This is a genomic window from Rhodoferax sp. GW822-FHT04A08 (assembly GCF_058801025.1).
Genome location: NZ_JBXAMW010000005.1, coordinates 175,970 through 192,964, shown reverse-complemented (window position 1 = coordinate 192,964; position 16,995 = coordinate 175,970). Strand labels below are relative to the sequence as shown.

Annotated in this window: 20 protein-coding genes; 4 read left to right on the top strand and 16 right to left on the bottom strand. The window is 61.2% G+C overall.

The genetic code is table 11. The features are described 5' to 3' along the window. The first annotated feature begins 33 nt into the window (after positions 1-33). The 3 genes from AC1RMF_RS12505 (at position 34) to AC1RMF_RS12495 (ending at position 1,490) form a co-directional block, all read left to right on the top strand. On the top strand, positions 34-444 hold the full coding sequence (locus AC1RMF_RS12505; protein WP_493141797.1) for an acyl-CoA thioesterase: 411 nt from the start codon (positions 34-36) through the stop codon (positions 442-444). A 150-nt stretch (positions 445-594) separates the two neighbouring features. Next, positions 595-822, top strand: coding sequence for a hypothetical protein (locus AC1RMF_RS12500; protein ID WP_493141795.1), 228 nt, complete (start codon positions 595-597; stop codon positions 820-822). 71 nt (positions 823-893) lie between these two features. Next, entirely contained in the window at positions 894-1,490 is a 597-nt protein-coding gene (locus AC1RMF_RS12495) for a DUF4337 domain-containing protein (RefSeq protein WP_342620659.1), read from the top strand. Between the two features lies 1 nt (position 1,491). On the opposite strand, the gene AC1RMF_RS12490 is transcribed toward AC1RMF_RS12495, so the two are convergent. The 5 genes from AC1RMF_RS12490 to AC1RMF_RS12470 are packed head-to-tail and all read right to left on the bottom strand — an operon-like array spanning position 1,492 to position 3,197. Beyond that, on the bottom strand, positions 1,492-1,947 hold the full coding sequence (locus AC1RMF_RS12490) for a c-type cytochrome (protein ID WP_342620658.1): 456 nt from the start codon (positions 1,945-1,947) through the stop codon (positions 1,492-1,494). Between the two features lies 1 nt (position 1,948). Then, entirely contained in the window at positions 1,949-2,074 is a 126-nt protein-coding gene (locus tag AC1RMF_RS12485) for a hypothetical protein (protein ID WP_342620657.1), read from the bottom strand. A gap of 3 nt (positions 2,075-2,077) precedes the next feature. Beyond that, positions 2,078-2,533, bottom strand: coding sequence for a hypothetical protein (locus tag AC1RMF_RS12480; RefSeq protein ID WP_342620656.1), 456 nt, complete (start codon positions 2,531-2,533; stop codon positions 2,078-2,080). A 23-nt stretch (positions 2,534-2,556) separates the two neighbouring features. Then, complete coding sequence (locus AC1RMF_RS12475; protein WP_342621080.1) at positions 2,557-3,036, bottom strand: thioesterase family protein; 480 nt, start codon at positions 3,034-3,036, stop codon at positions 2,557-2,559. Positions 3,037-3,047: 11 nt separating this feature from the next. Beyond that, positions 3,048-3,197: a hypothetical protein gene (locus AC1RMF_RS12470; protein ID WP_493141792.1), complete on the bottom strand. Its 150-nt coding sequence runs from the start codon at positions 3,195-3,197 to the stop codon at positions 3,048-3,050. A 75-nt stretch (positions 3,198-3,272) separates the two neighbouring features. On the opposite strand from AC1RMF_RS12470, the gene arfB reads away from it, so the two are divergent. Beyond that, complete coding sequence (arfB, locus tag AC1RMF_RS12465; protein WP_342620654.1) at positions 3,273-3,683, top strand: alternative ribosome rescue aminoacyl-tRNA hydrolase ArfB; 411 nt, start codon at positions 3,273-3,275, stop codon at positions 3,681-3,683. Between the two features lie 55 nt (positions 3,684-3,738). Here arfB and AC1RMF_RS12460 read toward each other — a convergent pair whose 3' ends face one another. From AC1RMF_RS12460 to AC1RMF_RS12410, 11 genes are all read right to left on the bottom strand, one after another. Then, positions 3,739-4,503, bottom strand: a complete 765-nt coding sequence (locus tag AC1RMF_RS12460; RefSeq protein WP_493141790.1) for an enoyl-CoA hydratase — start codon at positions 4,501-4,503, stop codon at positions 3,739-3,741. Between the two features lie 31 nt (positions 4,504-4,534). Then, positions 4,535-5,731 (bottom strand): acetyl-CoA C-acyltransferase, encoded by a 1,197-nt coding sequence (locus AC1RMF_RS12455; RefSeq protein ID WP_493141788.1) that lies wholly within the window; start codon positions 5,729-5,731, stop codon positions 4,535-4,537. Position 5,732: 1 nt separating this feature from the next. Beyond that, positions 5,733-8,150, bottom strand: a complete 2,418-nt coding sequence (locus AC1RMF_RS12450) for a 3-hydroxyacyl-CoA dehydrogenase/enoyl-CoA hydratase family protein (protein ID WP_493141786.1) — start codon at positions 8,148-8,150, stop codon at positions 5,733-5,735. Between the two features lie 48 nt (positions 8,151-8,198). Continuing rightward, entirely contained in the window at positions 8,199-8,633 is a 435-nt protein-coding gene (locus AC1RMF_RS12445) for a DUF2147 domain-containing protein (protein WP_342620650.1), read from the bottom strand. Between the two features lie 37 nt (positions 8,634-8,670). Continuing rightward, positions 8,671-10,467 carry an acyl-CoA dehydrogenase C-terminal domain-containing protein gene (locus AC1RMF_RS12440; protein WP_493141784.1) on the bottom strand — a complete coding sequence of 599 codons (1,797 nt, stop codon included), beginning with the start codon at positions 10,465-10,467 and terminating at the stop codon, positions 8,671-8,673. Positions 10,468-10,494: 27 nt separating this feature from the next. After that, the gene (locus tag AC1RMF_RS12435; protein ID WP_342620648.1) at positions 10,495-11,202 is read right to left on the bottom strand and encodes a TetR/AcrR family transcriptional regulator; all 708 of its coding nucleotides are present in this window, start codon (positions 11,200-11,202) and stop codon (positions 10,495-10,497) included. A 123-nt stretch (positions 11,203-11,325) separates the two neighbouring features. Further along, positions 11,326-11,964: a nucleoid occlusion factor SlmA gene (gene slmA / locus AC1RMF_RS12430; RefSeq protein WP_342621079.1), complete on the bottom strand. Its 639-nt coding sequence runs from the start codon at positions 11,962-11,964 to the stop codon at positions 11,326-11,328. A gap of 48 nt (positions 11,965-12,012) precedes the next feature. Next, a complete protein-coding gene (locus AC1RMF_RS12425; RefSeq protein WP_493141977.1) occupies positions 12,013-13,413 on the bottom strand; it encodes a sensor histidine kinase in 1,401 nt (466 codons plus the stop codon). 20 nt (positions 13,414-13,433) lie between these two features. Continuing rightward, complete coding sequence (locus AC1RMF_RS12420; RefSeq protein ID WP_342620647.1) at positions 13,434-14,138, bottom strand: response regulator; 705 nt, start codon at positions 14,136-14,138, stop codon at positions 13,434-13,436. A gap of 6 nt (positions 14,139-14,144) precedes the next feature. Beyond that, entirely contained in the window at positions 14,145-15,035 is an 891-nt protein-coding gene (gene argB / locus AC1RMF_RS12415) for an acetylglutamate kinase (protein WP_342620646.1), read from the bottom strand. Positions 15,036-15,122: 87 nt separating this feature from the next. Next, positions 15,123-16,985, bottom strand: a complete 1,863-nt coding sequence (locus tag AC1RMF_RS12410; RefSeq protein WP_493141782.1) for a polysaccharide biosynthesis protein — start codon at positions 16,983-16,985, stop codon at positions 15,123-15,125. Between the last annotated feature and the right edge of the window lie 10 nt (positions 16,986-16,995).

The following is a 16,995-nucleotide window of genomic DNA, read 5'->3' as shown; positions in this document are numbered from 1 at the left end:
ATCCCGTTTGGTAAACAGATGAGGATTGTGCCTATGTCCCAAAATTCAAGCGCAGAACCGGTTTCTCTGCCAACAGACGCCGAGCTGGTGCTCAAAGTGATTCCCATGCCGGGAGATTGCAATGCCAATGGCGATATTTTCGGCGGCTGGGTCATGGCGCAAGTGGATATGGCCGGCTCGGTTCTGCCAGCGCGCTACACCCAGGGGCGCATGGCCACAGTGGCGGTCAATGAATTCGTCTTCAAGCAGCCAGTACGCGTGGGGGACATTCTGAGTTTCTTCTCCAAGGTGGTGCGCATCGGTCGCACCTCCATCACCGTCAAGGTGGAGGTCTTTGCGGAACACTATTTCGCACAGCGCCAATACGCCAAAGTGACGGAAGCGTTATTGACCTATGTCGCCATAGATGAACAGGGCAAGCCACGCGAACTTCCCAAAAGCTGACGGCATTTTGAGCGGCTTTGTAAATGAACGGTAAACGTGGTCAACGATGTGACCCCCATACCGTTGTGAGCACAAGCCCTAAGAAATCTCGGGGCTCGCTTGAGATGGTCGAAGCTACAGCGACTATCGTTTTTGAAGTGAGAACCAACCATGTTGAATGTCAAGTCCCTGATCGCAGCTACCGTTCTGACTGGCGTTGCCGCCCTGTCTTTCGCTGCTACCCCCGAGGCTCCCAAGGCTGCCGCTGCACCCGCTGCTGCTGTTGCCGCCGCTCCCGCTGCTGAGGCCTCTGCTGCCAAGCCCATGAAGAAGAAACACGCCAAGAAGGTGAAGAAGGCCAAGGCCGCTGCTACCCCAGCCGCACCTGCTGCCAACTGATCGACTTCCCGTCGTCTTGAACAGGGTACCTGGGAAACCAGGTACCCTTTCTTCGTTTAGGAGCTACGCGTATGGATATAGACCCCATGGAAATCATCGAATCGGCCAAACCGGAAAAGCCGCGCCTGGCTTGGCTCAACCCGGCCGTCGCCATCACAGTGGCTTTGCTGGCCACCTTCATGGGCATCTGCAAGGTCAAGGACGACAACATCGTGCAGGCCATGCAACAGGCGCAGGCGGACAAGATTGACCACTGGTCGTACTATCAGGCTCGCAACATTCGCGAAGAGATCGGCAATGCCACGCTGACCCAGCTCAAGATACAGGCCATTGCAGCCACACCGGCGCAATTGCCACTGCTGCAGAAGGAAATCGCCACCTACGAGGCACAGGTCAAAGACCAAGCCGCCAAGAAGGCAGAACTCAAGGCACAGGCCGAAAACGACCAAAAGACCTATGACGCGCTGAATTTCCGCGACGACCAGTTCGACCTGTCCGATGCGAGCATTGCCATTGCCATTTCGCTGCTGGCCGTGGCTTCGCTTACCCAGCTACCCCTGCTCTTCGCAGTGGCGCTGGTGCCGTCGGTCTTTGGCGTCTTGATGGGCACCGCCGGACTGGCAGGACTGAGCCTGCACCCGCAAGCCTTGATTCAGCTGCTGAGCTGAACTACTCGTAGCGAAAGTCCTTGTGGCAGGCCTTGCAGCTGTTGGTCACATGATCCACCGCCAGTTGCACGTCTTCTAGCTTGCCCTTTTGCGCGGCCAGAACCAACTGGTGCACGGCGTCCTGGTATTGATCCTGAGCCAGCTTGAAGGCCTCGGGCTTGCTCCATACCGCAGGGCGCGCATGTGTGGGCGGGTAGTTGCCATCGGGCGGAAAGTACACCCAGGGCTTGTTGGAAAGCTTTTCCAGGTCCTGCGCCATGACCAGGAATTCGTCCTGCTTGAAGTCCTTGCGGCCGCTGGCCACCAGGCCAATGGGCTCCAGGGCTCGGGTGAATTGCTTGAACAGCGCTCGTCGCTTGGTCAGCACCTGATCCGGATGCGTGTCCTTGGCGGGTTCCAGGCAGGCGACCAATCCCAGGCACAGCAGCACGCAGGCTACCAACTTGAAGCCGCGCATATCAGGGCCCACAGCAGTCACGCAAGTAGGTGCTGGCAAACCAGACCAGAAACCCGCAGAACGCCACAGCCAGGCCACATACCGCCAGCAGGCGGCCAAACCGGGGCTTGTATTCCTTGCGGTCCATGGCTCAGGGAGCGATATCGCGGCGTTGGCTGGTGGCGGCGACGGTGTTGTTGCAGACCACGTTCACCAAGTCGGGACCGCTGACATGCAGGCTCTTGGAATCTTCAAACACGATCTCTTTGGGAGGCGCAAAGCCCAGCACATTGCGGTCCGTGGCAAAACCCTGCCAATCAAACTGGTTCTGGCTCACGGTGCCGTCCAGCGACCCGCTGGACGACTTGATTTGCACCCGGTCGGTACCATGCAGGTACATGATGGAGAAATTACCCGAGGGAGCGCTGCAATCGTAGCGATTGAGCTTGGTGGGCGGTGGTATCAGACTGCCATTGTGGAAGGCATTTACTGCAATGCTGCCCACCACATACAGAACCGCAATGCCGATGATGGTAAAGACGATGTACGGGATGAATTCCACGCGCAGCACAAAGCGCGCCAGAGAGCCAGGGTCTTTCTTGTTCATCCCCGGATTATCGGTCACCAATGTCAAGAGATGATGTACGCGCCCGCTCCAGTGGAAAGCAGCTTGCCATCCGCACCCAGGAACTCCATGCGGGTGGACGCCACGCGAGAGCCCAGGCGCAAAACCTCGGCACGCAGCGAAAAACGCTCACCAATGGCAGGTCGCAGGTAGTCGACACGCAGATCGATGGTCCCCAGCTTGGCAAACCGGCTCAGGCGTGCGGCCACCGGTTCATCCATATGCCGCGCACCAATGGCCGCCAGAACCGCCACACCGCCCATGGCATCCAGGCCAGCACTGATCACGCCGCCGTGCAGCCGGTTGTAACTCGGGTGGCCCACCAATTCGTGGCGCATTTCTATGGTCCCGGTGACGCACTCCGGGGTGACGGAGGATATCTTCAGTCCCAAGGTCTTGTTGAAGACGATGGATTCCTCAAAGATATGGGTTACCGCCTGGATGAACTCGGGTTCAAAAACAATGGAATGTTCAGCCTTGACCATGTCCGTTGGGTTCACTTGTCCTTCATCTTGCCGCGTGGTGCCACATAAGTAGTGACCGTGGGGCGCACCGGCTCACTCAGGGCCGAAGCGGGCTTCGGGGACGAGCTGTCCTTTTTCGGCTTTTTGGATTCCTTGTTGGATTTCTGTTGACCCTTTGCCATGGCGTTTGCCCTCGTGGTGGTGGTTGAAAATACTGCGTCCCCGGCTCAGGGCTCTTGCAGTCTAATACGCAGAGTATGACAGCGCCTCTTACCATTGATGAAACCGAAGTGACAGTGACCGCCATCCGCGCGCAGGGCGCGGGTGGACAGAACGTCAACAAGGTGTCCAGCGCGATTCATTTGCGCTTTGACATCGTGGCATCTTCGCTACCGGAGGACGTCAAGCAGCGGCTGCTGGCGTTGCGCGACAGCCGCATCACCCAGGATGGCGTGCTCATCATCAAGGCCCAGCAATTCCGCACCCAGGACATGAACCGGCTGGACGCGTTTGCGCGCCTGCATGAACTGGTCAACAGCGTGGCCAAGCCGCCACGTGTGCGTCGCGCCACCAAGCCGACCAAGGCATCCAAAGTGCGCCGACTGGAGGGCAAGAGTCAACGCTCCAGCATCAAGGCCCTGCGCAGCAAGTCAGTAACGCACGAGTGAGCGCGGCCTGCCCGCCACCCGCATACATGCAGGGCGGACACAAACGACCCGTTGCTTACAGCTTGGAAAAATCGGGCTTGCGCTTTTCCATGAAGGCGGAAAAAGCCTCGCGCGCCGCGGGCTCGCCCATCATGCGACCGAAGATGGCGGCCTCTTCGTCAATCACGGCGAGCACCTGCGTCTGCATGCCCTTCTTCATCAGGCGCTTGGTCTCCATCAGCGAAGACAGCGGTTTGGCCGCCAGCTTGCGCGCCTGCGCCTGGGCTACACCGTTGGCCTCGGTCGGCGGAACGATGCGGTTCACAAGGCCCACTTCCAGGGCGGCCTCGGCCATGAAGGGTTCGCCCAGCAGCAGCGCCTCAGCGGCACGGTGGTAGCCCATCATCTGCGGCACCAGCAGGCTGGACGCCGCCTCGGGACAGACACCCAAGTTCACAAAAGGCATGGCAAAGGCTGCGTTATCACCGGCATAGACCAGATCGCAATGGAACAGCATGGTGGTGCCTATGCCCACTGCGGGGCCACACACGGCGGCAACCAGGGGTTTGGGAAAGGATGCCAGACTGCGCAGGAAGCCCAGCACCGGCGCGCTCAGGCCGGGAGACGGGCTGTTCAGAAAGTCCGCGATGTCATTGCCAGCGCTGAACACCGTGGCATGCCCCTGGAACACCACCACCCGCACACTGGCATCGGCCTTGGCAGCATCCAGCGCCTCAGCGCAGGCGCTGTACATGGCGTTGGTGAAGGAGTTCTTTTTTTCCACCCGGTTGAGGGTGATGGTCATGACGCCGTCGGTGTTGTCGACAAGGACTTCTTGCATAGCTATGTTCCCGAATAAAACCCGAATTGAATCACACGCGCTCGAAGATGCCCGCCGCGCCCTGGCCCATGCCCACACACATGGTGACCATGCTGTAGCGCAGCTGGTTGCGATGCAAGGCATGGATGGCGGTGGCCGCACGCATGGCGCCGGTGGCACCCAGCGGGTGACCCAGGGCAATGGCGCCGCCCAGCGGGTTGACCTTGTCCGCGTTCAGGCCCAGCGTGTTGATCACGGCCAGTGACTGCGCGGCAAAGGCTTCGTTGAGCTCGAACCAGTCGATGTCATCCTGCTTCAAACCCGCGTAGCGCAATGCAGCGGGAATGGCCTCGATCGGGCCTATGCCCATGATGTGCGGCGGTACGCCCTTGCTGGCAAAGCTCACAAAGCGCGCCAAAGGAGTCAGCCCGTATTGCTGGATGGCTTTTTCGCTGGCCAGAATTAGTGCGCCGGCACCGTCGGATGTCTGCGAGCTGTTGCCCGCAGTCACCGAGCCGCGTGCGGCAAAAACGGTCTTGAGCTTAGCCAAGCCTTCCATGGACGTATCGGCACGCGGGCCTTCATCCAGCGACACGGTGCGGCGTTTTTCAATCACCTCACCGGTTTCCAGGTTGGCACTGCGGTCCACTACTTCCACCGGTGTGATCTCGGCTGCAAAATCGCCGCGGGCTTGTGCGGCCAGTGCCTTGGTGTGGGAGGCCACGGCAAAGGCGTCTTGCGCATCGCGACTGACCTTCCACTGGTTGGCCACTTTTTCCGCGGTCAGGCCCATGCCGTAGGCAATGCCGATGTTCTCGTCGTTGGCAAACATGGCGGGTGAAAACGAAGGCGCATTGCCGGTCATGGGCACCATGCTCATGCTCTCCACGCCAGCGGCCATCATCACATCAGCCTCACCCACGCGGATGCGGTCTGCCGCCATCTGGATGGCAGACAGCCCGGAGGCGCAGAAGCGGTTCACGGTGATACCGCCCACGCTGGTGGGCAGACCGGCCAGCACCGCGCCGATGCGGGCCACGTTGAGGCCCTGCTGCCCCTCTGGAATGGCGCAGCCACAGATCAGGTCCTCGATGGCATGCGGGTCCAGCGATGGGGCCTGGGCCAACACGGCCTGCAGAGCCTTGACCAGCAGATCGTCGGGGCGGGTGTTGCGGAAGAAGCCGCGGTGCGAGCGGCCAATGGGCGTGCGCGTGGCAGCAACAATATAGGCGTCTTGTACTTGTTTCATCTCAATTCCTTACGGGCTTGCCAGTGGACATCATTCCCATGATGCGTTCCTGCGTCTTGGGGTTGTTGAGCAGCGAGCCAAAGGCATTGCGCTCCAGGGTCATCAGGTATTCCTCGTTCACCAGGGTGCCAGCGTCCACGTCACCACCGCAAACCACTTCGGCAATCAGCGAGGCAATGTGGAAATCGTGCGCGCTGATGAAGCCGCCGTCGCGCATGTTCACCAGGGAACCCTTGATGGTGGCAATGCCGCTGCGGCCAGCCACCGGAAACTGGCGCTTGTGCGGCGCACGGTAGCCCGATGCAGCCATGGCACGCGCTTCGTTGATGGCCACAAACAGCAGCTCGTCCTTGTGGGGAACGATGACATCGCTCTCCAGCAGATAGCCCAGCTTGCGCGACTCCAAGGCGCTGGTGCCCACCTTGGCCATAGCCGCCGAGGTGAAGCCTTCGGTGAGGAAGGGCAGCAAATCCTTGCCGGTAGATGCCGCTGCATTCTCTGCCGCACGGCGTGCGACGTAGGTCAGGCCGCCGGCTCCAGGCACCAGGCCCACGCCGACTTCCACCAGACCGATATAGCTTTCCATGGCGGCCACGCGCTTGCTGGAGTACACCGCCAGTTCGCAGCCACCGCCCAGTGCCAGTCCGCGTACCGCAGACACCACGGGCACGTTGGAGTAGCGCAGCTTGAGCATCATCTGCTGCATCTCGGCCTCAGCCCCTTGGATGGCGCGTGCTCCGCCCATCATGAAGGCGGGCAGCATGGCCTGCAGGTCGGCGCCGGCAGAGAACATGTCGTCGGGCGACCAAATCACCAGGCCCTGGTATTCCTTCTCGGCCAGCTCCTGCGCCTGCAGCAGGCCTTCCACCACACCGGGGCCGATGGCATGCATCTTGGTCTTGATGCTGGCAATCAGCACATCGGCATCGGCACTGCCTGCTGCACCCAGCGTCCAGAGGCGCAGGTGTTCGTCTTCATACACGGTGGTGCCTGCGGTCTTGGCGTCAGCAGCTTGGGCACCCAACACGCTTTCGGGGAAGTGCTGACGCGTGTACACCGGCAATTGGCGAACCGGCACAAACTGCCCAGTGGTCGGATTCCAGGAGCCCTGGGGGGTGTGCACACCGCCCGCCTCGGCCACCGGACCCTTGAAGACCCAATCCGGCAACGGTGCCTTGCACAGCGCCTTGCCCGCATCAATGTCCTCCTGGACCATGCGGGCCACTTCGAGCCAGCCGGCTTCTTGCCACAGCTCGAACGGGCCCTGTTTCATGCCAAAGCCCCAGCGCATGCAGAAGTCCACATCGCGCGCGTTGTCGGCAATGGCGCCCAGGTGCACCGCAGCGTAATGGAAGCTGTTGCGCAAGATGGCCCACAGGAAACGACCTTGCGCGCCTTCGGCATTGCGCAGGAGCTTGAGGCGTTCGGCAGCGGGCTTCTTGAGCATGCGTGCGTAGACTTCGTCGCCCTTCTCCCCGGCGGGAACGTAGTCCTTGGACGCCAGGTCAAAGCGCAGGATGTCGCGCCCTACCTTCTTGAAGAAGCCGGCCTTGGTTTTCTGGCCCAGGTTGCCGAGTTCGAGAAGGGCCTTGAGCACTTCGGGCGTAGCAAAGCTCTCGTAGAACGGGTCGGTCTCCAGGCTGAGCGTGTCCTGCAGTGTCTTGATCACATGGGCCATGGTGTCCAGGCCCACTACATCGGCGGTTCGGAAGGTGCCGGAGCTGGCACGGCCGAGCTTCTTGCCGGTAAGGTCGTCCACCACGTCGTAGGTCAGGCCGAAGTTCTGCACCTCCTTCATGGTAGAGAGCATGCCGGCGATGCCGACACGGTTGGCGATGAAGTTGGGGGAGTCCTTGGCACGCACCACGCCCTTGCCCAGGTTGCTGGTGACAAAGGCTTCCAGGTCGTCCAGCGCCTGCGCGCTGGTGGTGGGCGTGTTGATCAGCTCCACCAGCAGCATGTAGCGCGGCGGATTGAAGAAGTGGATGCCGCAGAAGCGCGGCTTGATGGCCTCGGGCAGCGCCTCGCTCAGCTTGGTGATGGACAGGCCGGAGGTATTGGACGCAACAATGGTGTGCGGCGCGATGAAGGGGGCGATCTTCTGGTACAGGTCCAGCTTCCAGTCCATGCGCTCGGCAATGGCCTCGATGATGAGGTCGCATTCCTGGAGCACGTCCATGTGCTCCTCGTAGTTGGCCTGCTGAATCAGCACCGCATCTTCCGCTACACCAAGGGGCGCGGGCTTCTGCTTCTTGAGGGCTTCCACGGCACGCGTGACGATGCCGTTCTTGGGACCCTCTTTGGCGGGCAGATCAAACAGCACCACCGGCACCTTGACGTTGACCAGGTGCGCAGCGATCTGGGCCCCCATGACACCGGCGCCGAGGACGGCGACTTTGCGGACATTAAAGCGACTCACACATTACTCCTTCAATTGATTTCTCCGGCCCGCAAAGGGCCGGAAGACTTATTCGACGCGCTGCCACACCTGGGTGCGGTAGAGGAAGCCGATGTAGCCGCGCATTTCCATGGTCTTGCCGCCATCCACGGGCTTGAGGCGGGTCTTGTAGGTCTTGCCATTGGCGGGGTCCAGAATTTCGCCACCGGTCCAGATGGTCTTGTCATCCGCGTCCTGGCGTACGTTGCGGATGATGTTCAGGCCCAGCAAGGGTTTGTCCTTGCGGTCGTCGGTGCACTTGTCGCACTTGTGGTCCTGCTTGGCCGGATCAAAGATCTTTTCGATGCTGCCCGTGAGTACGCCGCCTGCCTCGCTGATGCGCACCAGGGACTTCTCGGTCTTGCCATCGTCGTCAATGGTTTTCCATAAGCCGACCGGCGTCATCTGCGCCATGGCGCATGCGGATGAAAAGGCCAATACCCAAGCTACTGCTGTACGGATCATGCGGTTCTCCTCTTTGTTATGTGGCAGTCTGAAACGCTCAGGCCAATGCGGCGTCGGTGTCCAGCAGCACCTTGACGCCGGAGCGTGCAGTGCGCATGGCCGTGGCGGTCTCAGGGAACAGCTTGGCAAAGTAGAAGCGCGCGGTCTGCAGCTTGGCGACGTAGAAACTGTCGGTGTTGCCCGCGGCAATTTCCCGCAGGGCCACCTGCGCCATGCGCGCCCAGAAGTAGCCGAACACCATGTGACCAGCGACACGTAGATAGTCCACTGCTGCACCGCCCACTTCATCCGGGTTCTGGAAGCCCTTGAAACCGATCTCGGTGGTGAACTTGGTCATCTGGTCACCCAGGATGGCAATGGGTGTGATGAACTCGGCCATCTTTTCATTGACGCCCTCTTCTTCCACCAGCTTGCCGATCAGCTTGCCGAACTTCTTGAGCGTGGCGCCGTTGTTGGACAGCACCTTGCGGCCCAGCAAGTCGAGCGACTGTATGGTGTTGGTGCCTTCGTAGATCATGTTAATGCGGGCATCGCGCACGTACTGCTCCATGCCCCATTCCTTGATGAAGCCATGGCCGCCGAACACCTGCAGGCAGGCGGATGTGGAAATCCAGCCGTTGTCGGTGATGAAGGCTTTGACGATGGGTGTCAGCAGGGCCAGCATTTCGGCGGAGTCCTTGCGCACCTTTTCGTCCGGGTGGTAGTGCTCTTTCTCCAGCAGCATGGAGCAGAAAGTCAGCAGCGCGCGGCCACCTTCGGCATAGGCCTTGGCGGTGAGCAGCATCTTGCGCACGTCCGGGTGCACGATGATGGGGTCCGCGGGCTGGTCCTTGGACTTGGGGCCGGAGAGTGAACGCATCTGGATGCGGTCCTTGGCATAGGCCAGGGCGTTCTGGTACGCCACTTCGGTCAGGCCCAGCGACTGGTTGCCTACGCCCAAGCGGGCGGCATTCATCATCACGAACATACCCTGCATGCCCTTGTTGGGCTGCCCCACCAGCGTGCCTATCGCACCTTCGAGCACCATCTGGCAGGTGGCATTGCCGTGGATGCCCATTTTTTCTTCCAGGCGGCTGCAGTGGATGCCATTACGTGCACCCAGGCTGCCGTCGGCATTGACGTGGTACTTGGGCACGATGAACAGGCTCACGCCCTTGATGCCGGGAGGTGCATCGGTCAGGCGCGCCAGCACCAGGTGCACGATGTTTTCGGCCATGTCGTGTTCGCCGGCGCTGATGAATATCTTGGTGCCGGTGATCTTGTAGGTGCCATCGGGCTGCGCCTCGGCCTTGGTGCGCATCAGGCCCAGATCGGTACCGCAATGAGGTTCAGTCAGGCACATGGAGCCGGTCCACTCGCCGCTGGTCATCTTGTGCAGGTAGGTCTGCTTCTGTGCGTCGGTGCCGTGCTCGCGCAGGGCCGCGTACGCGCCATGGGTCAGACCCGGGTACATGGTCCAGGACTGGTTGGCGCTGTTGAGCATTTCATAGAACATCTGGTTGAGCACCAGTGGCAGGCCTTGTCCACCAAAGTCGGTGTCGCATGCCAGGGCCGCCCAGCCACCATCGATGTATTGGCGATAGGCCTGCTTGAAGCCTTTGGGTGTGGTGACCTCGTGCGTGGTGTTGTCCAGCGTACAGCCCTCGCTGTCGCCACTGATATTGAGCGGGAACAGCACTTCAGACGCGAACTTGCCGCCTTCTTCCAGCACGGCATTGACGGTATCGGTATCCAGATCGGAATGCTTGGGAATCTGCTTCAGGTCGTCCATAACATGGAGCAACTCGTGCATTACAAACTGCATATCGCGCAGGGGCGGGGTATAGGCTGGCATGGTGGTGGGCTCCTGATGGGTCTGGGTTTAGGAAAGACTCTGCGCGCCGTGGTGCGCAAGAATGTTGTTGAACGCGGTCTTGGCCCGGTCGATGGAACCGGGGTTCTTGAGAAAACGGGCTTCGTAATGAACAGCTAGGATCAGGCCGTGGATTTCAAAGGAAATTTGTTGTGCATCGGCCTTGGCATTCAGATGCCCGCACTCCTGGGCCTGCACCACGGCACGATGCAGAGCCTCCAGCCAGGTGTGGACCGAGCTTGCCAACGCATCGCGCACGGGACCGGGCCGATCATCAAATTCCACGGCACCGCTGATGAAAATGCAGCCGGACTGGATTTCGGCGGCTACCCGTTTCATCCAGTTTCCGAACAAGGCCTGCACGCGTGGCAGACCACGGGGCTGCTGCAGGGAGGGATAGAAGATTTCCTGCTCGAAGCGGGTGAAGTATTCGCGGATGACCGAGATCTGCAGCTCTTCACGGGAGCCGAAATGGGCAAACACGCCTGACTTGCTCATCTGCGTGATTTCGGCCAAGGCACCGATGCTCAGACCCTCCAGACCGATCTGCGTGGCCAGCCCCAAGGCGGCATCGATGATGACGGCCTTGGTGTGCTGCCCTTTCTGCAGAGCCCGGCCAGATGACGTAGCGCCTCGCCCAGCGGGATGCAAGGAGGTAACGCCTGATTTGGCGGGACTGGTGGCGCTGCGCGACGCGGAACCGGATGTAGTTGCCATGGTGACTGGGGGTCGGCAGTATTTGCCAACAAAATAGAACGACCGTGCTATTTTGCAGCATTTATGCCGACCCCCCAGTCGCCAGGCAAGTTCTAGATAGCCGTCTCTATTTGAGACTCGGGTTTACCCGAGCATGACGACCAGAGTGGCTTCCAGGTGCTCCGAAGGCTGACGCCTAAAACCCGAACGCACAAAGCGCTGCAAACGCCCCACTACAAACGCGGCAAGAACCGCCGCCCGCACCTGCGCGTCAACCGTGGGCGCGGTGGAGACGCCCTGCGCGCTATCGCGCAAACATTGTTTGAGCAAGGCCTCGATCTTGTCGAAGAACTGGTTCATCCGCTGCTGCAGGCGCTCGTTTTCAAAGACCAAGGCATCGCCCACCATGACTCGGGCCATGCCGGGATTCTTTTCGGCAAACTGCACCAGCATGGCAATGATGCGGGCGCACTGGCGCTCACCCACGCGGGCACCCTCGCCATGTTCCCGCTCCACAATCTGATTGGCCAATGTGAATACCGACTGCTCGATGAACTCAATCAGTCCCTCGAACATCTGCGCCTTGCTGGCAAAGTGGCGATAGAGCGCGGCTTCACTGACATCCAGGCGCGCCGCCAGCGAAGCCGTGGTGATTCGCTCGGCGGCTGGCTGCTCCAGCATGGCGGCCAGTGCCTGCAGTATCTGGATGCGCCGCTCGCCCGGCTTGGGGCGCTTGCGCACAGGCGTGGCCGCTGCATCGAGCGTCGATTGCACGTCGTCCATTGCGTCTTCCAGTGGCGTATTGTGGTCGTCGGGCATCGTGGGTGGCAGCTAGGGGTTGGATGATTCTCGCACAGGCTCCAGCAGCAGCATGCAGCGCAGACCCACCCCCTGATGACCACTTTGGATCTGAAGCTGACTGTGGTGGACACGGGCGATCTCGTCTGCAATGGCCAGCCCCAGTCCATTGCCATCCCCCGGCGTACCGGGCAATCGGTAAAACCGCCCGAGCATGCGGGTGCGTTCCTGCGGCGGCACACCCGGACCGTTATCTTCCACTTCCAGAAGAGCCTGCGCGTGGCCATGGCCGAAGGCCCACCGCTCGCCACAGCGCAAGGTGATATGGCCGCCAGGCTGCGTATAGCGTACGGCGTTGTCGACCAGATTGGAGAGCAATTCCCGCAACAGCCACGAATAGCCACTGACCTCGATATCCACCACCTCCAGCCCAAGATCAATGTGCTTGGCCGCGGCAGCGTCCAGGTATTCCTCCAACACCTGCTCACAGAGCCATTTCAGGCTCACCGGTTGGCGAGGCTCCTGGCTGCCGCTGCGCGCATCAGCCCGCGAGAGCGCCAGCAATTGCGCGGCCAGCTGTGAGGTGCGGCGCGTGGCGTCCCGCAGCTTGCGTATCTGCTCAGCCGACAAGGTGATGGTGTCCTTGCCGGCCAGTGCCCAGGCCTCCACCTGAGCTTGCAGACCGGCCAATGGCGTGCGCAACTGATGGGCCGCGTCGGCCACAAATCGGCGCTGTCCTTCGGCCTGTGCGTTGACCAGATCAAACAGCCGATTGAGCGAGTTCACCAGTGGACGCACTTCTTCCGGAGATCCTGCGGCATCCAGCGGGCTGAGGTCGCGCGGGGAGCGCCCCTCCACCGCATCCTTGAGCTCCAGCAGCGGGCGCAACGCACGCCGCACGGCCCAGTTGACGGCAAGTACCGCGCCAATGGCCAACACCAGGTTGGGTAGCAGTACCTTGAACCACAGACGCTGGAACCACTGCATGCGCACGTCGGTTCCATCGGCCAGACGCACGGTCAGTTCACCCGCGGCACTGAGAATGCGCTGGCTGACGATGCGATACACCACGCCCTCGTACTCCTGACTGGAAAACTCCGGCTCGTGGGTGTTCGGCGGGTAGTCACCCAACCAGGCATCACCCAGCAGGACTTTGCCGTCGGAGTTGAGCACGGCATAGGTTGCCTTGTGCGGACGCGCTTCCAGAAAGTCGGCCAGCACCGGAGAGAGCCGCAAGGCCGGAGGATCCTGCGGAGAAGTGCTGCGAATCAGGATGGAGTCTGCCAACTGCGGCACCAGCGTCAGCAGTTGACGGTCCTGTTGAATGGCGACCGAATCCGCCAACTGGTAGTCAAACCAAGTATTGATTGCCGCCAGCAACAACAAAGGAGCCAGCAGCAGCAGCAGCAGCCGTCTTTGCAGGCCGGGGCCCAGATTGACGTGCTGACTGGGGCTCAAACTGCGCCCACCTGCTCCAGACGGTAGCCAAAGCCGCGAATGGAGCGCAGGGCGATGCCATGCGGCTCCAGCTTGGCACGCAGCCGTGAGATGTAGACCTCCACCGCGTTGGGTGTGATTTCCTTGTCCCAACCGGTCAACGCTTGCAGCAGCTTGTCCTTGTTGGCGGGTTTGGGAGACTGCAGCATCAGATACTCCATGACCGTCCACTCCCTGGGGCCCAGTTCCAGCGCAAGCCGGGAGCTCGAAGGCCCGTTGCCGTCGCGCACCACAATGCTGGCCTGGCGCAGCCCGGTATCGAGCTCCAGGGTGCCGAAGCGCAGCACTGCCGATGTGGCAGCCTGCGAGCGGCGCAGCAGGGCGCGCAGGCGCGCCAGCAGTTCCGGCAGTTCGTACGGTTTGACCATGTAGTCGTCCGCCCCGCGGTCCAGACCCTGCACGCGGTCCTGCAAGGCGTCACGCGCTGTGAGTATCAGCACTGGCATGGTGTGGCCTTGGCTGCGCAGCCACTGCGTCAGTTCCAACCCATCCATCACCGGCAATCCGATGTCGATCACTGCAATGTCGAATGTGTCGCGGGCCATGACGTCCATGGCGCGTTCGGCGGTGCCCACCCAGTCCACCGCATACCCGGCGTTGGACAACCCCAGCTTGATGCCGCTGGCCACGAGCACATCGTCTTCGACGAGCAGCAGGCGCATGCGGGCTCAGTGGGAGCGGATCATGGTGCCGAAGGCCTGCTCGGTCAGAATCTCCAGCAACAGAACGTGGGGAACGCGCCCGTCGATGATGTGCACCGAGTTGACCCCGCTCTTGGCCGCATCCAGCGCACCGGAAATCTTGGGCAGCATGCCGCCGGAGATGGTGCCGTCGGCAAACAACTCATCAATGCGCCGCGCGGTGAGGTTGGTCAACAGCTGGCCTTGCTTGTCGAGCACGCCGCTGATGTTGGTCAGCATCATCAGCTTTTCGGCCTTGAGCACGGTGGCCAGCTTGGCTGCCACCACATCGGCATTGATGTTGTAGCTTTCATTGTTTTCGCCAAAACCGATCGGGCTGATGACCGGGATGAAGGCATCGTCCTGCAGGGCCTGGACCACGCTGGGGTCCACGCTGACGATGTCACCCACCTGACCGATGTCGTGCTCGATGCTGGGGTCCGCGTTGTCCAGCATCTTGAGTTTTTGTGCGCGGATCATGCCGCCGTCCCGCCCGGTCAGGCCTACGGCCTTGCCGCCAGCCTGGTTGATCAGGCCGACAATGTCCTGCTGCACCTCGCCGCCCAGGACCCACTCCACCACTTCCATGGTCTGCGCGTCGGTCACGCGCATGCCCTGGATGAACTCGCCCTTCATGCCCAGACGCTTCAAGGCCTGTTCGATCTGGGGACCGCCGCCGTGCACCACCACCGGATTGATGCCCACCAGCTTCAGCAGCACCACGTCTTCGGCAAAGGCCTTTTGCAGGGCCGGCTCGGTCATGGCGTTGCCGCCGTATTTGATGACCATGGTCTTGCCATGGAACTTGCGGATATACGGCAGCGCCTGGGCCAGGATGTCGGCTTTGTCGCGGGGGGAAATAGCAGTTGCGTCAGACATGGTCAAAAGTCCAGATAGGAAAAATGAAGAACTGGATCAAATTGTGCCTGATCAGCATCCTGCCCGGCTCTGGTGCCGCGCGCAGGCCTAACTTGTCTGGTAGCCCTGCACATGCTGCAGGAACACAGCCTTGATCGCTGGCGCGTCGTTGACGTCGGCCGCCGCCTGCAGCGTGTAGAGCACCTCCAGCAGCTCCTGCCAAGAAAGATGCGGCTCACGCGCCTTCATGATGCGCGGGTGCTCGGTAGGCTCGGGGTTGTCCCCGATTAGCAACTCCTCGTACAGCTTTTCTCCGGGACGCAGGCCGATGACTGAAATGGCTATGTCGCCGTTCGGATTGGCGGCACTGCGCTCGCTCAAGCCCGAGAGATGCAACATGCGCCGCGCCAGATCCATGATCTTGATGGGTTGCCCCATGTCCAGCACAAACACATCGCCGCCCTGCCCCATGGCACCCGCCTGCAAAACCAGTTGCGCCGCCTCCGGGATGGTCATGAAATACCGTGTGACTTCCGGATGCGTCACGGTCAGCGGCCCGCCCTCGGCCAATTGCTTGCGGAACAGAGGAACCACGCTGCCACTGGACCCCAGGACATTGCCGAAACGCACCATGGAAAACAGCGTTTGCGGATGCGCCTGCGCAAAAGCCTGCAGCACCAGCTCGGCCATGCGCTTGGTGGCGCCCATGACGTTGGTAGGGCGCACCGCCTTGTCGGTGCTGATCAGCACAAAACGATGCACACCTGAAGCCACCGCTGCACGCGCCATGTTCAAGGTGCCAAAGACGTTGTTGCGCACCCCCTCTCCCGGGTTGTCTTCCACCATGGGAACGTGCTTGTAGGCGGCCGCGTGGTAAACCGTCACCGGCTGGTAGCGATCGAATATGGCTTGCAGGCGATCGGGGTTGGCAATGCTGGCCAGTAGCGGAGTAAGTTCGACCTGCGGCGCCGCGTGCGCACACAGGGCCAGCAACTCCTGGTGGATGGAATACAGGCCAAATTCGTTGTGATCCAGCAGCAGTAATTGGCGCGGCCGTTGCAGGACGATCTGGCGTGTCAGCTCGCTGCCGATGCTGCCACCGGCGCCACTTACCAACACCACCTGGCCGGTCAGATCTCGCTCCAGCAGATCGGTACGCGGCGGCACCGGTTCGCGCCCCAGGAGGTCTTCGATATCCAGTTCACGAAAGTCCTGTACGGTTACCTTTCCGGAGGTCAGGTCCGACATGCTGGGCAACGAGCGCACGTGGACCGGCAGACTTTCCAGGGAACGGATGATCTTGTTGCGGCGTTCTCGCGTAGCGTTCGGCATTGCCAGAAAGATGTCGGTGACTTTGTGGCGGGACACCAAATCTGGAATCTGCTCCGCACTGAAGATCGGTGTTCCGTTGATGATGCGGCCCACCATGGAGGCGTTGTCGTCCACAAAACCGATCAGCTTGAATTGTCCGGACAACTGCAGCGCCGACGCGGTTTGCGCACCTGCATTGCCCGCGCCATAAATCAGCAAACGGCTGCTCGCATGGCCCGAGCCCAGCAGGGGCAGACCTGCGAGCCAGAAGCGGGCCATGGCACGGCTCAGACCGACCAGTATCAGAAAGATGATCGGCTGCAGGACACCCAATGTGCGAGGAACCCCCAGCCAGCGCTGGCTCAGCAGCACGGCGGTGAGCGCCACGGAGTACAGCACCACCGCCTTGGCTGTGGCATTCAAGGCTGCCTGACCGGTATAGCGGAATATGGCCCGGTACAGGCCGAAGCGCACAAAGATGGGAATGGCCAGCAAGGGGGCCAGCAGGTACACACGCCATTGCGCGCCCACCGGCAATCCCCAGACATCCAGGCGCAAGCCGAAAGCCAGCCAAGTGGCGAGCAAGGCCAGCGCCACGTCCAACATCACTACCGTGAGTTGCTTGATGCGACGCGGCCAGGTCAATATCCGTTGGGTCATGCGTAAGACC

What these genes read in the sequence shown, in the direction of transcription:
- AC1RMF_RS12505 (WP_493141797.1), top strand. Translation starts at nt 34, where the DNA reads ATGTCCCAAAATTCAAGCGCAGAACCGGTTTCTCTGCCAACAGACGCC.
- AC1RMF_RS12500 (WP_493141795.1), top strand. Translation starts at nt 595, where the DNA reads ATGTTGAATGTCAAGTCCCTGATCGCAGCTACCGTTCTGACTGGCGTT.
- AC1RMF_RS12495 (WP_342620659.1), top strand. Translation starts at nt 894, where the DNA reads ATGGATATAGACCCCATGGAAATCATCGAATCGGCCAAACCGGAAAAG.
- AC1RMF_RS12490 (WP_342620658.1), bottom strand. Translation starts at nt 1,947, where the DNA reads ATGCGCGGCTTCAAGTTGGTAGCCTGCGTGCTGCTGTGCCTGGGATTG.
- AC1RMF_RS12485 (WP_342620657.1), bottom strand. Translation starts at nt 2,074, where the DNA reads ATGGACCGCAAGGAATACAAGCCCCGGTTTGGCCGCCTGCTGGCGGTA.
- AC1RMF_RS12480 (WP_342620656.1), bottom strand. Translation starts at nt 2,533, where the DNA reads ATGAACAAGAAAGACCCTGGCTCTCTGGCGCGCTTTGTGCTGCGCGTG.
- AC1RMF_RS12475 (WP_342621080.1), bottom strand. Translation starts at nt 3,036, where the DNA reads ATGGTCAAGGCTGAACATTCCATTGTTTTTGAACCCGAGTTCATCCAG.
- AC1RMF_RS12470 (WP_493141792.1), bottom strand. Translation starts at nt 3,197, where the DNA reads ATGGCAAAGGGTCAACAGAAATCCAACAAGGAATCCAAAAAGCCGAAA.
- arfB (WP_342620654.1), top strand. Translation starts at nt 3,273, where the DNA reads ATGACAGCGCCTCTTACCATTGATGAAACCGAAGTGACAGTGACCGCC.
- AC1RMF_RS12460 (WP_493141790.1), bottom strand. Translation starts at nt 4,503, where the DNA reads ATGCAAGAAGTCCTTGTCGACAACACCGACGGCGTCATGACCATCACC.
- AC1RMF_RS12455 (WP_493141788.1), bottom strand. Translation starts at nt 5,731, where the DNA reads ATGAAACAAGTACAAGACGCCTATATTGTTGCTGCCACGCGCACGCCC.
- AC1RMF_RS12445 (WP_342620650.1), bottom strand. Translation starts at nt 8,633, where the DNA reads ATGATCCGTACAGCAGTAGCTTGGGTATTGGCCTTTTCATCCGCATGC.
- AC1RMF_RS12440 (WP_493141784.1), bottom strand. Translation starts at nt 10,467, where the DNA reads ATGCCAGCCTATACCCCGCCCCTGCGCGATATGCAGTTTGTAATGCAC.
- AC1RMF_RS12435 (WP_342620648.1), bottom strand. Translation starts at nt 11,202, where the DNA reads ATGGCAACTACATCCGGTTCCGCGTCGCGCAGCGCCACCAGTCCCGCC.
- slmA (WP_342621079.1), bottom strand. Translation starts at nt 11,964, where the DNA reads ATGGACGACGTGCAATCGACGCTCGATGCAGCGGCCACGCCTGTGCGC.
- AC1RMF_RS12420 (WP_342620647.1), bottom strand. Translation starts at nt 14,138, where the DNA reads ATGCGCCTGCTGCTCGTCGAAGACGATGTGCTCGTGGCCAGCGGCATC.
- argB (WP_342620646.1), bottom strand. Translation starts at nt 15,035, where the DNA reads ATGTCTGACGCAACTGCTATTTCCCCCCGCGACAAAGCCGACATCCTG.
- AC1RMF_RS12410 (WP_493141782.1), bottom strand. Translation starts at nt 16,985, where the DNA reads ATGACCCAACGGATATTGACCTGGCCGCGTCGCATCAAGCAACTCACG.